At 33.8% G+C, this 14,381-nt stretch carries 15 protein-coding genes; 10 read left to right on the top strand and 5 right to left on the bottom strand.

The genetic code is table 11. The annotated features are described in order from the left end of the window. Positions 1-3: 3 nt before the first annotated feature. Both H0Z29_02230 and H0Z29_02225 read right to left on the bottom strand, forming a co-directional pair. Positions 4-1,806, bottom strand: coding sequence for a DegV family EDD domain-containing protein (locus tag H0Z29_02230; GenBank protein MBO8130315.1), 1,803 nt, complete (start codon positions 1,804-1,806; stop codon positions 4-6). Continuing rightward, entirely contained in the window at positions 1,799-2,428 is a 630-nt protein-coding gene (locus tag H0Z29_02225; GenBank protein MBO8130314.1) for a DUF502 domain-containing protein, read from the bottom strand. The genes H0Z29_02230 and H0Z29_02225 overlap by 8 nt, the downstream gene beginning before the upstream one ends. A gap of 335 nt (positions 2,429-2,763) precedes the next feature. On the opposite strand from H0Z29_02225, the gene H0Z29_02220 reads away from it, so the two are divergent. The 10 genes from H0Z29_02220 to H0Z29_02175 all read left to right on the top strand — a co-directional run bounded on the left by H0Z29_02220 (position 2,764) and on the right by H0Z29_02175 (position 12,829). Next, positions 2,764-3,093: a carboxypeptidase regulatory-like domain-containing protein gene (locus H0Z29_02220; GenBank protein ID MBO8130313.1), complete on the top strand. Its 330-nt coding sequence runs from the start codon at positions 2,764-2,766 to the stop codon at positions 3,091-3,093. A gap of 166 nt (positions 3,094-3,259) precedes the next feature. Beyond that, complete coding sequence (locus H0Z29_02215; protein MBO8130312.1) at positions 3,260-3,451, top strand: hypothetical protein; 192 nt, start codon at positions 3,260-3,262, stop codon at positions 3,449-3,451. Between the two features lie 203 nt (positions 3,452-3,654). Continuing rightward, positions 3,655-3,876 (top strand): 50S ribosomal protein L31, encoded by a 222-nt coding sequence (gene rpmE / locus H0Z29_02210; protein ID MBO8130311.1) that lies wholly within the window; start codon positions 3,655-3,657, stop codon positions 3,874-3,876. Positions 3,877-3,932: 56 nt separating this feature from the next. Beyond that, positions 3,933-4,880 carry a DUF1385 domain-containing protein gene (locus H0Z29_02205; GenBank protein ID MBO8130310.1) on the top strand — a complete coding sequence of 316 codons (948 nt, stop codon included), beginning with the start codon at positions 3,933-3,935 and terminating at the stop codon, positions 4,878-4,880. Between the two features lie 3 nt (positions 4,881-4,883). After that, on the top strand, positions 4,884-5,951 hold the full coding sequence (prfA, locus tag H0Z29_02200; GenBank protein MBO8130309.1) for a peptide chain release factor 1: 1,068 nt from the start codon (positions 4,884-4,886) through the stop codon (positions 5,949-5,951). Between the two features lie 48 nt (positions 5,952-5,999). Further along, entirely contained in the window at positions 6,000-6,881 is an 882-nt protein-coding gene (gene prmC / locus H0Z29_02195) for a peptide chain release factor N(5)-glutamine methyltransferase (GenBank protein MBO8130308.1), read from the top strand. After that, a complete protein-coding gene (locus H0Z29_02190) occupies positions 6,862-7,713 on the top strand; it encodes a UbiA family prenyltransferase (protein ID MBO8130307.1) in 852 nt (283 codons plus the stop codon). Before prmC ends, H0Z29_02190 begins: the two co-directional genes overlap by 20 nt. A 3-nt stretch (positions 7,714-7,716) precedes the next feature. Further along, complete coding sequence (gene dnaE, locus H0Z29_02185; GenBank protein MBO8130306.1) at positions 7,717-11,148, top strand: DNA polymerase III subunit alpha; 3,432 nt, start codon at positions 7,717-7,719, stop codon at positions 11,146-11,148. Beyond that, entirely contained in the window at positions 11,145-11,591 is a 447-nt protein-coding gene (locus H0Z29_02180) for a D-tyrosyl-tRNA(Tyr) deacylase (protein MBO8130305.1), read from the top strand. Before dnaE ends, H0Z29_02180 begins: the two co-directional genes overlap by 4 nt. Before the next feature lie 56 nt (positions 11,592-11,647). Then, a complete protein-coding gene (locus H0Z29_02175) occupies positions 11,648-12,829 on the top strand; it encodes a tetratricopeptide repeat protein (protein ID MBO8130304.1) in 1,182 nt (393 codons plus the stop codon). A gap of 1 nt (position 12,830) precedes the next feature. Here the strand turns inward: H0Z29_02175 and H0Z29_02170 are convergent, their stop codons facing one another. The 3 genes from H0Z29_02170 to H0Z29_02160 all read right to left on the bottom strand — a co-directional run bounded on the left by H0Z29_02170 (position 12,831) and on the right by H0Z29_02160 (position 14,317). Continuing rightward, complete coding sequence (locus H0Z29_02170) at positions 12,831-13,247, bottom strand: OsmC family protein (GenBank protein MBO8130303.1); 417 nt, start codon at positions 13,245-13,247, stop codon at positions 12,831-12,833. 189 nt (positions 13,248-13,436) lie between these two features. Continuing rightward, positions 13,437-13,700, bottom strand: coding sequence for a hypothetical protein (locus tag H0Z29_02165; protein MBO8130302.1), 264 nt, complete (start codon positions 13,698-13,700; stop codon positions 13,437-13,439). Continuing rightward, positions 13,697-14,317 carry a sigma-70 family RNA polymerase sigma factor gene (locus tag H0Z29_02160; protein ID MBO8130301.1) on the bottom strand — a complete coding sequence of 207 codons (621 nt, stop codon included), beginning with the start codon at positions 14,315-14,317 and terminating at the stop codon, positions 13,697-13,699. Before H0Z29_02160 ends, H0Z29_02165 begins: the two co-directional genes overlap by 4 nt. Between the last annotated feature and the right edge of the window lie 64 nt (positions 14,318-14,381).

Genomic DNA, 14,381 nt, shown 5'->3' with positions numbered 1-14,381 from the left:
ATACTACACCCAGGTAATAGCTACTCCGACAGCTCCTCTTCCCGCATGGGCACCAAGGGCTGGCGTAGCAGGTAAAATTTCTATATTCGTAACTTTTAAATGATAAATCAATCTATCCCTGACAAAACTTGCCAGCTTAATACAATCAGCGTGAATTACTGTAATTTCCCTTATAGTCTTGCCTTTTATCAGCTTTATAGTATGCTTGATTAGTTTATTTAAACCTGTCTTCCTTAGAAAAGCTTTATCAATATGACTTACACTCCCATCACCATTTAACGAAAGGATAGGTTTTACATTTAATATTTTTGCCATAATTCCTCTAATCGGGTCGACCCGCCCACTCCTCATCAAATATTTGAACGTATCAACATAAACGATTAATCTCGTTCGAGACTTTGATTTCTTAACTTCTTTTATGATTTCTTTATGTTTTTCCCACGCATATGCCAGCTCTGAGGCAATTTTTACTAAATGACCCTGCGCAGCTGTAGCAAATCCTGAATCTATTATTGTTATTCTTCCATCAGAATAATGTTGAGATGCTTTCACTGCATTCTGATAAGTACCACTCAACTTATCAGGTAAAAAAATACCAATAATTGATTTATAATGGGAAAGTAAAAACCCGAATAGGTTTAAAAAGTCGCCGGGTGCAGGTTGAGACGTAACGGGATAATCTTTCGCCGAATCCACCATTTTATAGAATATATTTGGAGTAATTGTCACTTTATCAATATAGGTCGTATTCCCAAAAGATATCTTTAATGAAACAGTATTTATCATATATTTATCTATAACTTTCTGTGGCAGGTCACAAGCAGAATCAGTAACAATCGCAACATCCGGATGGGGATTATGGGCTACCTTATATTGCATATACATATCATCGGCTTTCTGGTAAACTATCTCTCCAAAATCCTTTAGAGCGTACATCACACCTGCCGGGTTATCGGTATGTATATGCACACGAACTTTATCATCAGAACCAGCAACCACAACAGAGTCACCATATTCACGTATTTTATTCTTAATTAATTCATGATCAATGTTCTCTCCGCTGATAATACACTCTGTACACCATCTATAATTCATACTATTAATATCAATATTCTCATAGCTCTTAATATCAACTTCTAAATTCCCTTTCTTCATTTTCCTTAGATCACTTATCCTGCCGCTTTTTAAAAATTTGACTATACCTTCTATAAATAGAACAAATCCCAATGCTCCTGAATCAACAACATTGTTTTTCCTTAGTACTTCTATTTTATATCGCGTTGACTGTAAAGATATTTTTGCAATTTCCAGCGATCTGGAAAGTAATGTTGGAAAATCTTTTATCCTTGAGCTTTGTTCACACACGAAGTCTGCCCACTCCCTCATAACTGTCAGGATTGTCCCCTCACGGGGATCGGAAATTGCACTATAAACATTATTTATAGCATTTTTAACAGCCAGACCAAATTTTTCTGTGGATACCTTGAATTCATTTTTTAATTCCTTAGCCAGTGCATGAAAATATTGAGCAAATATTACACCGCTATTACCTCTGGCAGTCTCCAGTGAAATATTTGCCACCTCACTGATTGATTCGCCTATTTTCTTTATATTCCACGACCCAATGCGCTCAACAATCCCCTGAAAGGTACCTGAAATATTAGTTCCAGTATCGCCATCAGGCACAGGAAAATAATTTATTTTATCAAGATAATCTTTTCTATTGAATACCTCATTGGCACCAGCCAGTACACTGATTAAGAATCTTCTCCCATCGAGATATTCGAGCTTTGTGGTGTTATTCATTTCCCTTTTTATTTTTCCTTATAAAACTCATTTTTTGAGGAGCGACGGCACCTCCAGATATCAATGCTTTTAAACCCTGCTCAATGGTCATCTCCGATGGGATGACATCTTCCTTTGGAATAAAAAGAGCCCATCCAGAAGTTGGATTAGGTGTTGTCGGAACAAACAGGTTATAAAATTCGGCGCCATCTTTTCCCACTGATTCACCAGTAACAAAAGCTATAGTCCAAATTCCACTCCTCGGGTATTCTATAAAAACTACTTTTTCGAAACCCTTTCCCTGAACAGAAAAAGCATATACAATCTGCTTTGCAGTTCTGTAAATCGTTCCAGCAATAGGTATGTAATTCAACCATTTTTCAATAAGTAATAATAGCTTCTTACCTAATAGATTGGATACGAAGAGTCCGAGGATATAAAGAATAATGAAGAACACTACTATCCCTAGACCTGGTATATGAAAACCAATATAAGGATCAATAATTGGACTTACTATATTATCAAAAAACTCTACAAAAAGTCTTATCAGATAAATTGTGACAGCAATCGGTATTAACGCCAGAACACCGGTAAGAATCTTATTGCGTATCTGAACTCTTACCTTTTTTAAAAAACTGCTCATATTTTAATAAATTCCTTAAACACCATAATCTATCAAAAGTAAAATTACACTTAAGTGACGTTTAATACAAGAGTAAGTTCTACTGGCCGATTATTCAATATATCTATAAAAATTTAATTTAAACTAACAAAATTATACAGAATGTATATGTAACTAAATTAACATAATCGCTATAATATCTTAAATAGATTAATGGCATAAAGGATGTTAAAAGAATTTAGTAAAAATTAAGAAAGGAGTTGACATAAAATTATTTTGATATTAAAATCTTTAATGTAATAAATAAATATTTACAATGAAGTGTTATTAAGGAAATAAGCTTCGTGATTAATTCAGTGGGGAGATTACATCTATTTGTATGCCGTTCCTTTAAAATAATAACTATTGCCACTTTTACAATACTTTTAATTGCCAAATCACGTCCACAAACTTCAGTAATAGTAAAAGGTAAAGTACTTGATAGTTACTCTAAAATCGGTATTCAAGGAGCAAAGGTTAGTTTTATAAATGAATACAAAGATACATTTTCAACTTATTCCGATAATGAGGGTAATTATACAATAAATTTTTCAATAATAGAAATTGGGGATAAAAAAGGGCAAAACACTCTACTTGGATATAAACTATATCAAAATTATCCTGATCCTTTCATTCCTTGGATGTGAGTAGCTTTTGAAATATCAGAGCTTTCAATAGTTGGTACAATCATTTATGACATGTATGGCATAGCATATCAAAAAATAAAAGCTTTCAATTATTAGAAAATAGTGGGTATGAGGTGTTCATTTCGGGTTGTGACAGTAAGTGAAAAATTATAATTGAAAAATAAAATTGGGAGGAAATGATGAAACTAAAATATTTTTAATCTTAATTTCATTTTCATTATTTGTAAACCTTCATGGAAGTTCGGGAAAAATTCCAGAAAATTTATCTGATAATAACATAAAAATTTATAAAGAGTGGATAAATATGGGATTAAGGCTTTATGGAACCATGTCTTCTGATATAGATGTAGTTATATAATTCTCAGATATAGATCATTTTACCAAATTTACACATAACTTTTTTGAAGAATTCCCTGTTTTGGTCCTCATTATAAATTTAGAATAATCACATTTTCCTATGATTTTTAAGGAGAATTTTTCAATCACTTTCTTCTTCCATATTGCATTTAACAAGATAAATTCATTAAATTCAACAGCTTTTAAAACAATGAAGGGACGGAAATGAAGAAAGGAATACATCCAGAATATAAAATTTGTAAAGTAACCTGTGCATGCGGTAATACCTTTATAACAAGGTCAATAAGGTCTGAAATAAAAGTGGAAATATGTTCTAATTGTCACCCATTTTTCACGGGCAAACAAAAACTTGTCGATTCCGCAGGAAGAATTGAAAAATTTCTACGTAAATACAATTTAAACAAGGAAAACAGTAACAAGGGTTAGCACCCGATAGACATAAATTTCAACCAATAAAATCCAAACTATCAGGATAATTTAAAATGAACGAACCTATTTTAGTTGGCGGTCAGGCTGTGATAGAAGGGGTTTTGATGAGAGGACCCGATGGATACGCAGTATCAGTCAGAAATCCAAATGGCGAAATCGAAACTATTAGAAAAGATTATAAATCCCTTACAAAAAGATATAAATTCCTATCACTACCTTTAATTCGAGGTATAATCTCTTTATATGAGTCACTAAAAATTGGACTTGAAGCATTACAATTTTCAGCCAAAGTTTTTGAAGAAAAATCCGATATAAAAAAAGAAAGTTTGAAAGAAAAAATCTACAGCTTTCTATCTTTTTCTATTGCAATCGTTGTTGCCTTTGTATTCTTTTTCTACCTACCTATACTTCTTACAACCAAATTATTCAATATAGAACAAAAGGCTGCTCTCTTTAACCTGAGCTCGGGGCTTCTACGAATTGGTTTTTTTGTAGCTTATCTAATATTTATAAACTTTCTTAAGGATATAAAAAGAATATTTCAATACCACGGAGCTGAACATCAGGTAGTATTTGCTTTCGAGAATGGAGAGGAATTGAATGTAGAAAATGCGAAAAAATACTCGACCCATCACCCCAGATGTGGCACGAGCTTTATTTTTGTAATGCTAATATTTTCCATAGTAACCTTTGCAATTATTGATACCATTATTATTCTAATTAAGGGAAATATTACGATTTATAACAGGTTATTTTATCATTTTATACTACTTTTACCTGTGTTGGGTATTTCATATGAACTTCTTAAAATAACATCAAGAAATCAAAATAACATATTTATTAAAATTTTATCTTTCCCCGGGCTGGCACTTCAGAGAATTACGACACATAAACCCAGTAATGATCAGTTAGAAGTAGCAATAACGGCGCTTAAAAGTAGCTTCGGCGATAATTTCGAGAAGTACAGCGGCAAAAAATTTACTGCAAAAGCAATCGAGTAAAATATGGTTGAAGAAAAAATTAACAGCATAATAAAAAGATATGATGAAATCTCCTCTCAATTATCAAATCCTGAAATTGCTTCCGATCCTGAAAAGTTCAAAGCCCTTGCCAAGGAACATAAAGGGCTTTTTCCAATTGTCGAAAAGGGCAAAGAGTATATCAAGCTATTAAAGCAAATCAAAGAAGATAGAGAAATTCTTCAAGAAGGTGACCCGGAACTTAAAGCACTGGTAAAAGAAGAACTTGCAAAACTTGAAGAAAAAGAAGAAAAATTAAAAGAAGAACTAAAAATACTACTCCTTCCTAAAGATCCAAATGATAGCCGCAATGCTGTTGTGGAAATTAGAGCAGGCACAGGAGGTGAAGAAGCAGCAATATTCGCAGCAGACCTTTACAGAATGTACACAAAGTTTGCAGAAAAAAAAGGATGGAATATAGAAGTTCTATCCAGCAATGAAACAGGTATAGGCGGTTATAAAGAAATCATATTTCTATTATCAGGTGATGATATATACGGAACTATGAAATTCGAAAGTGGTGTTCATCGAGTTCAAAGAGTCCCGATCACCGAGACAAGTGGAAGAATACACACTTCCGCAGCATCAGTTGCAGTCCTTCCAGAAGCAGAAGACGTTGATATAGATATAAACCCGGATGATTTAAGAATCGATACCTATAGAGCAAGTGGACATGGTGGTCAGCATGTCAATAAAGTAGAAACAGCAGTTAGAATAACCCATATTCCTACAGGTATTGTCGTAACATGCCAGGATGAAAAATCTCAATTCAGAAATAAACAAAAAGCAATGAAGATTTTAAAGACAAGACTCTTGCAGTTAAAACAGGAAGAACAGGAAAAAGAACTGGCTGAAAAAAGAAGGTCAATGATTTCCACTGGAGACAGAAGTGCAAAAATCAGAACTTATAATTTTCCTCAGGGCAGAGTAACCGACCATAGGATAAACCTTACTTTATATAAATTAAATGAAATAATGGATGGTGATCTTGATGAATTAATCGATGCATTGAGAATAGCTTATAATAACGAATTACTACAACAGACAGAATAAATAAAATTACAAATAGTAATAAAACTCATATTTCATTAAATTGAAACTATGGATGATAGTTTACGGGTTCGCACTTTAATAGAAATATTAAAATTATCCGAAAATTATTTAAAATCTAAAGGCGTACAATCAGCTCGCATTGAATCTGAATGGATCCTCCAGAACGTTCTTGGATTATCCAGGATTGATCTTTATCTAAATTTTGATAGACCAATCTCAAAAGATGAGGTAGAAAAAATTAGAAACTACATCTCTCGAAGGGGGAAGAAAGAGCCCATCCAGTATATACTGGGGAAAACAGAATTTATGGGACTACCCTTCATTGTGACACCTAAGGTATTAATTCCACGTTCCGATACTGAGGTTATTGTGGAGAAGGCAATTGAAATTTTAAAACAGTTCAAAAATAGGAAAACAAAAGTGCTTGATATAGGTACTGGTTCTGGTAATATTGCGATTTCAATTGCAAAATATTGTACTGGCACTCAGATTACTGCAATCGATATCACCCTTGATATTCTAAAAGTTGCCAGAGAGAATGCAAAATTAAATAAAGTTGAAGATTCAATAAGATTCATAGAGAAAAATTTTCTTAAAAATAGCGATCTTGATGAAACTTTCGATCTCATCATCTCAAATCCACCTTATATAGGAAATAATCATTACGAAAATCTACCAGAAGAGATTAAGCAATGGGAGCCAAAGATCGCTTTATATCCAGGGGAGGATGAGCTAATTTTCTATAAGGCAATCACCAATTCTTATAAAAAATTTTTAAAACACAATGGCCACATCGTTGTAGAAATTGGTGGAGATTATCAACTTAAAAATGTAAAAAGTATATTTGAGATGGCTAACCTAAATGTTATTGAAACAATTTTTGATTATACGGGTGAAGCAAGGGGAATAATTGCAAAAAATATTGGCTAAAATCACCTCTTATATAGAACTGGCAAGACCATTAAACCTACTCCAGGGAAGTATTTCTGCAATAATCTCAGCCCTTATAATGGACAGCCTTCCGTCACTAGAAAAAATCCTAATTGCTACCGGGATTATTGTGCTATTCATGGCAGCAGGTAATAGCCTAAACGATTATTGTGATTATAAAATTGACAAGATAAATCGTCCATCAAGACCTATACCATCGGGAAGAGTCAAAAAAACTGAGGCACTGACTTTATCCTGCATTTTATTTATATCGAGCACATCATTATCAACTATAATAATGAATCGGCGAATTTTCATGATAATACTCATAACTCTTATTTCCCTGATTGGATATAGTCTGCTATTTAAAAAACTTCCAATAATTGGAAATATAGTTGTATCATTCATTCTTGGACTCGCATTTATTTTTTCAACCGAAGTCTACGGAGACTATCATAAAGGTATAATACCATTCTTTCTTACGTTCTTTTTTACCATTGCTAGAGAAATAATCAAGGACATGGAGGATGTCGAGGGAGATACAAAAGTAGGGGCAAGAACACTGCCTGCTATATTGGGGTTGAAAAAGTCTTCGAAAATAGTAACAATTGTATTAACTTTACTGACAATAACAATCTTTTACCCTTACTTTAGTAATATTTACGGCATTTATTACATTGTTACTATAATACTTTTCATTCTACCAGCTGTTATTTATACAATTGTTTCTATCAATAGAAATTTTTCATCAAAGAATTGTAGAAAGCTTCAAACATTATTAAAATACGATATATTCTTTGGTTTGATTGCTATCTACGTTGGGAAATTTTAAAAAATGCCAGAGTTCGTTCACCTTCACAATCATACCGATTACAGCCTTCTTGATGCAGCACAAACGGTGGAATCACTTGTTAATAGGGTTAAAGAGCTTGGTATGCCTGCTGTCACTATTACAGAACACGGTAATCTATTCAGTGCAATTGAACTCTATACTACTGCAAAGGCAAATAACATAAAACCAATCATCGGCTGTGAAATATATGTTTCAAAAGATAATAAAAATGAAAATAGCAGGGCTACAAGAGGACCCAACTATAATCATCTTGTTTTACTTGCAGAAAACTTAACAGGCTATAAAAATCTAATAAAAATATCCACTTACGGTTATCTTGAGGGATTTTATTACAAGCCCTGCGTAACAAAGGAAATTTTGAAAAAATACAGCGATGGTTTAATCGCATTGACAGCTTGCATAAAGGGAGAAATCCAGGAATATGCTATAAATGGTTCCTATGATGATGCTAAAAGAGTTGCCAGAGAATACATGGAAATTTTCAATGGACAACTATATCTGGAAGTGCAAAACCACTTTCTACAGGAAGAAAAAGTATGGTATGAAGCATCCAAGAAACTATCCAGAGAGCTCGGAATACCGAGAGTAGCAACCAACGATACTCACTATACACTAAAAGAACACTGGGAAGCCCATGATGCATTGTTTTGTATTGGAACAGGGAAAGAAATAAGTGATCCCAACCGGAGAAAATACGAACCATACGAATATTATGTCAAAACCCCCGAGGAAATGGAAAAGCTTTTTCCAGGCGATTTTGAGGTTTTAGAAAATACATTAAGAATTGCCGATGAATGCAATTTAGAAATTGAGATTGGGAAGGTCTATCTACCCGAGTATACAATACCTGAAAATTCTGGTATAACCGATCCCGATGAATATCTCAAAAAACTTGTCTACGAAGGGTTACGTGAAAGATACGGTGAAATCTCTTCCGAGATAAAGGAAAGAGCTGATTTTGAACTTAATACCATCAAAAACATGGGATTTACAGGCTACTTTTTAATCGTTCAAAATTTCGTACAATTTGCCAAAAGTAAAAATATACCTGTTGGTCCAGGGAGAGGTTCTGCAGCTGGTAGCCTTGTAGCGTATGCACTTGGTATTACTGATATAGATCCATTAAAATTTAATCTCCTTTTTGAAAGGTTTCTGAATCCCGAACGAGTCTCAATGCCTGATATAGATATAGATTTTTGTGAAGTTCGTCGGGGAGAGGTAATTGACTACATAAAGAAAAAATACGGTGAGAAAAATGTAACTCATATTATTACTTTTGGAAAACTAAAAGCTCGAGCTGTAATAAGAGATGTTGGAAGAGTGTTGGGTATCCCCCTTGCTGAGGTTGATCGCATTGCAAAGCTTATACCTGCGAGTCCAGGAGTAAAGCTAAAAGATGCCATTGAAGATATACCTGAATTAAAAAGAGCTTCTGAGATTGACGAGCTACATAAGAAACTCTTTGAAATATCTATAACACTCGAGGGTATGAATAGACATACATCCACACACGCTGCAGGTGTGGTTATAGCCCCTGGAGAATTGACCGATTATGTCCCTCTATATAAATCAACCAATGGTGATATTACTACTCAATATGAGATGAAATATATAGATAAGATAGGGCTACTAAAAGTTGACTTCCTCGGTCTAAGAAATCTAACTGTAATTGATAGCACCTTAAAGCTTCTGGAAAAAGAGGGAATAAAATTAGATATGGATAAAATTCCAGAAAATGACGAAAAGACATTTCAATTATTTGGTGAAGGAAATACAATTGGAGTTTTCCAGTTTGAATCAGCCTCAATGAGAAAATACTTAATGAAGCTGAAACCAACCTGTATTGAAGACCTGATCGCAATGAACGCACTTCACAGACCTGGTCCTATGCAGATGATCGACGAATTTATCAGAAGAAAACATGGTAAATCAAAAATCGAATACCTGCATCCAAGCCTTGAGCCAATATTAAAAGAGACCTACGGCATTATTGTATATCAGGAACAGGTAATGCAGATTACCAATAAAATAGCAGGATTCTCACTGGCAAAAGCTGACATCATGCGACGTGCAATGGCAAAAAAAGATAAAGAAACAATGAAATCTTTGATGGATAACTTTATTCAAGGGGCAATAAATAACGGAATAGATACAAAGACAGCCATAGAAATTTTTAAATTAATAGAAAAATTTGCAGAGTACGGTTTTAACAAGAGTCATAGTACAGCATATGCCGTACTCGCCTATAAAATAGCATATCTGAAAGCTCACTATCCTGCATACTTTATGACATCAAATATTTCAAGCGAAATTGACAAGACAGATAGAATCACTATTCTCTCTAATGAAGCTAAACATATGGGGCTGGAAATACTACCGCCAGACGTTAATAAAAGCGAAGTGTTTTTCTCTACCGATGGTAAATCAATCAGATACGGATTGTACGCTATAAAGAATGTAGGAGAAAAGGCAGCAACATCTATCGTTAAAGCAAGAAAAAAAGAAGGCAAATTTAAGAGTTTCTTTCATTTTGTATCTTCAGTAGACCTCAAAATTGTAAATAGAAAAACAATCGAAAGTCTGGTCTTATCTGGTGCATGTGACTCTTTGGAGGGAACAAGAGCGCAAAAGTACGAATCCATAGATACAGCAATTCAATATGCACAGAAAATTCAAGCTGAAAAAAATAATAATCAGGTAAGTCTATTTGGAACAGCATCAAATGGACTACCAGCGATTGTTTCAGAACCACAGTTGCCAGAAGTTGAGCCATGGAATGATATGAAAATGCTATCGGATGAAAAGGAATTACTTGGTATGTATTTATCAGGCCACCCCTTATCTAAATACGCAGAAGAAATAGAAAATTTCTCCAACTATGATTTTACTGAGGATCTTGAAGATTTTAACGAACCTTTTATTAAGCTTGGAGGACTGATAACTAACTTAAAAATAAAATATGATAAAAATAAACAACCATACGCAATTTTTACACTCGAGAGTTTAAACGGATCCATAGATGTAATGGCATTCAGCAGAACCTATAGTGATTTTATGAACTATATTGTCGAGGAACTACCCGTCTTTATCTATGGAAGGGTAAGTGTACAGACTGAAGGTAACGTTAAAATAATAGCAGAAAAGATTATCTCTCTTGATAATTTGATCGATGAGGAAACTCGTAGTCTTCATCTCAGGCTAAACAAAAGCGAAATTGATCAGATATTTGTCGAAAACCTGTTTAATTTTCTCAACAATTATAAAGGTGAGTGCGAACTATATCTACACTTAACTGAACCAGGTAATGGTGAAGTAGTAATTTTATCCCACAAAGTAAAAGTTGATCCCAGTATGAAGCTACTTACACATTTAAAAAAACTTTATGGTGACAACAATGTATGGGTTGAGGGATGATTTCTGTTGTCCAGAGAGCTAAAAATGCCTATGTTGAAGTTGACGGAAACACAGTAGCGAAAATAGATTTTGGACTGGTCATACTCCTTGGAATCTTACACGATGATAAAGAAGAAGACGCTGATTTCCTTGCCAACAAAATAGCCTATTTTAGAATTTTTAATGATGATAAAGGCAAAATGAATCTTTCTATAAAGGATATCAATGGTCAGATTTTGGTAATCTCACAATTCACTCTTTGTGCTGATTGGAAGAAAGGTCGAAGACCTAGTTTTGTAAATTCAGCTCCTCCAGACAAGGCGAAAAAATTATATGAGTATTTTATTGATAAATTATCTGAATATGATATCCCTGTAGAACATGGTATATTTGGAGCTATGATGGATGTTCATCTTGTAAATTGTGGCCCAGTGACATTCATCCTTGACAGCAAAATCAAATAGCTATTTCCCTTTTTAATATTTTTCTTTAAACTTCATTGAAAAAAATGGGGGAAAAATTGAAAGAAGAAACAAAAGCAAATTTGATAAAATTCTTTGAATCAAATCCTGATAGTTTAACCTTTCCCATTATAGCAGATTTTGAGTTACAACAAGATAATATAGAACAGGCTCTGGAAATTTTGAATCAGGGATTAAATTACCATCCAGATTATGCATATGGTCACTATGTTTTATCAAAGGTTTTACTTAAACAGGGCGATATTGATAATGCTATTGAGGAATTGAAATTAACAATAAAATATGATCCAGATTTTCTACATGCCCTCTATGATATTATAGAATACGGCATTGACAACTTAAGCGAAAAAGATTCTGAACATTATCTTGAAAGGATAAAATTACTAAATCCCTTTGAAAAAAAAGATTATTTTGAAGAAAAGAAGACTCACGAAGAGGAAGGTGAGTTAAAAACTACTGAAACAGAAGAAAAAGATGAAGCTATAGAAGGGGAACCATCATTTGACATTGTTGAAAAAGAGGTAATTCCAGAAGAGGAAGCACATCTCGGTCCTGTAGAGGATATCACAAAGGAAACCGAAGAAATAAATAAGAAAATAGAAGAAAAAAAAGAGATAGAAGAACATGAATCCACTGAAAAACCACAACCATCGCAGAGTAAGGACAGACTTACCTCAATAATTGAGAAATTAAAATCAGCACCCTATGGTTCATTGGGTCCGCTTGATATAGAAGAATTTAAAGATATAGAACTCGCTGAAAGTCACGAGGAAGAGGATACCGAAAGAATGATAGAATCTCAATTAAAGGAGGAGGAAAAATCTGCAGTAAAAGAACCATCAGAAAAACCAGAAGAGGTAATCACTAAAGAAGCGCAGGGAAAAACAGAAAAACCCACAGAAATCGAAGAAAAAACGGAGGTTGAGTTAGAAGAAAAAGAAAAGAAGGTGTTCAAAGAAGAAAAAGTGGAAGAAGTAAAAGTGCAAGAAAGACATCCGGGTGCAGAGATAGAGGAAGTAACCTCTGATGAAAGAGAATCCCTGGAATTAAAAATACCGGTACCCACCTTTACCCTTGTGGAAGTATTGATAAAACAAAAACTCTACGATCAGGCACTTGAGGTTTTAAAAGTACTCGAAAAAAGGAAAAAAGATATAGATAAAGTTGAAGAATATCGGAAACAAATTGCAGAACTTAAGGAGAAGGAAAAAGAAAAATAGATCAGTCAGAATTTATCTCTATTCTATAACTTATATCACAAGTCTTTTTTAGAATCGCACTTACTGTACAATATCTCGTATGGGAAAGCTCAACAGCTTTCTTAATGTTATCCTCATTTAGATTCTTACCCCAAAACTTATAAACTATTTCAATTCTCGTAAAAACTTTGGGATGTTCATCGACTCTTTCTCCCTCGATTTCTATTCTGAAATCATCCACCGGTGTACGCATTTTATTTACAAGACTTTCGATATCCATACCTGTGCAGCCACCCAGTGCCATTAGTAATAGCTCTACTGGTTTACTCCCGGCAGAATTACCACCAAATTTCTCATCTGTATCCATTACGACCCAGTGATTGGATTCCCCCTTTGCAATAAAAGTATTGCCACTTGTTCGCTGTACTATAACTTTCATTTTTTACCTCCTAATCGAATCACTCAAAATACCTAATATCTATTCGAAAATATATCCGATTTTAGATACTATCTCTCTTTAGCATACCCTATAAATACTGGCTCACTACAAACTACACATGCTATTTTTAATTTTTCAAAGACTCCTATAAGTTAAGGATAGAACGTGATGATACTTTCAATTGTGTCATTAGGACAAATTATTCTTTTCAAAATCTTCTGGATTAAAATTTATTTTAGCAAAAAGCTCCCTTTTGGCTTTTTCAGGAACCTTTATCTCCTCATCTAGCTTTTTATAAATAGTTACAATTTTCTTAAGCTTATCAACAAAAATTTCACAATTTTTACACTTTTCCAGATGCCTTTTTATAGATTTACAGGGCAGAGAATCCAAATCTTCACCAAGATACTTACATATATCTTTGAACATATAATTGCGATTTTCTTTTTTCATATAATACCTTCTTTCTTAAGAAAATCTTCCAATTCATTTTTCAACATTCTCCTTGCCCTCATTAATCTCACCTTGGTATTTGAAGGTGTAATACCGAGGATATTGGCTGTCTGCTCCGTAGATAATCCGTGTAAATCTCGCAATATAAAAACTGTTCTATAAAATTCCGGTAATTTCTCAAGAGTTTCATTTAACTTCCTTTTAAATTTATCGCTATCAAGCTTTGAAATATCCACTTCCTGCCATGAATCGGTTTCCTTAAGCTCAATCCTATCAAAATCAGGTTCATTCAGACTCTCCTCATAAAAATTTTTCTTTCTCTGTTTAATTTTCGTAAAAGCCATATTAATCGCAATCCTATAAATCCATGTGAAAAAGGACGAATCTCTCTTGAACTGGTCAATTTTTTTAAAAGCCATCAAAAAAGTATCCTGATACACATCTTCTGCATCCTTTTCATTAGCTGTAATTCTTAAAGCTAGCCTATAAATTCTATCGCCATAAAGTCTAACGAGCTCTGCGAAAGCTGCCCTATTCCCTTCCTTCGCCTTTTCTACAAGTGGTTTTTCCTTGGATATATCAACCATATAAAAAATTAAGCAATAAAAGGGAAACATTCACTAACTTACTACGGATGTGAAAAAACAAAAAGGGGAGAATATTCTATCTCCCCCATCAAAA

The sequence above is a fragment of the Candidatus Neomarinimicrobiota bacterium genome, assembly GCA_017656425.1.
Lineage (GTDB): Bacteria > Fidelibacterota > UBA2242 > UBA2242 > B5-G15 > JACDNV01.
Note: the sequence above shows the minus strand (reverse complement) of the source record. Positions and strands in the feature narration are given on the sequence as shown.

What these genes read in the sequence shown, in the direction of transcription:
- H0Z29_02170 (MBO8130303.1), bottom strand. Translation starts at nt 13,247, where the DNA reads ATGAAAGTTATAGTACAGCGAACAAGTGGCAATACTTTTATTGCAAAG.
- H0Z29_02165 (MBO8130302.1), bottom strand. Translation starts at nt 13,700, where the DNA reads ATGAAAAAAGAAAATCGCAATTATATGTTCAAAGATATATGTAAGTAT.
- H0Z29_02180 (MBO8130305.1), top strand. Translation starts at nt 11,145, where the DNA reads ATGATTTCTGTTGTCCAGAGAGCTAAAAATGCCTATGTTGAAGTTGAC.
- dnaE (MBO8130306.1), top strand. Translation starts at nt 7,717, where the DNA reads ATGCCAGAGTTCGTTCACCTTCACAATCATACCGATTACAGCCTTCTT.
- H0Z29_02225 (MBO8130314.1), bottom strand. Translation starts at nt 2,428, where the DNA reads ATGAGCAGTTTTTTAAAAAAGGTAAGAGTTCAGATACGCAATAAGATT.
- H0Z29_02205 (MBO8130310.1), top strand. Translation starts at nt 3,933, where the DNA reads ATGAACGAACCTATTTTAGTTGGCGGTCAGGCTGTGATAGAAGGGGTT.
- H0Z29_02230 (MBO8130315.1), bottom strand. Translation starts at nt 1,806, where the DNA reads ATGAATAACACCACAAAGCTCGAATATCTCGATGGGAGAAGATTCTTA.
- prfA (MBO8130309.1), top strand. Translation starts at nt 4,884, where the DNA reads ATGGTTGAAGAAAAAATTAACAGCATAATAAAAAGATATGATGAAATC.
- rpmE (MBO8130311.1), top strand. Translation starts at nt 3,655, where the DNA reads ATGAAGAAAGGAATACATCCAGAATATAAAATTTGTAAAGTAACCTGT.
- H0Z29_02160 (MBO8130301.1), bottom strand. Translation starts at nt 14,317, where the DNA reads ATGTTTCCCTTTTATTGCTTAATTTTTTATATGGTTGATATATCCAAG.
- prmC (MBO8130308.1), top strand. Translation starts at nt 6,000, where the DNA reads ATGGATGATAGTTTACGGGTTCGCACTTTAATAGAAATATTAAAATTA.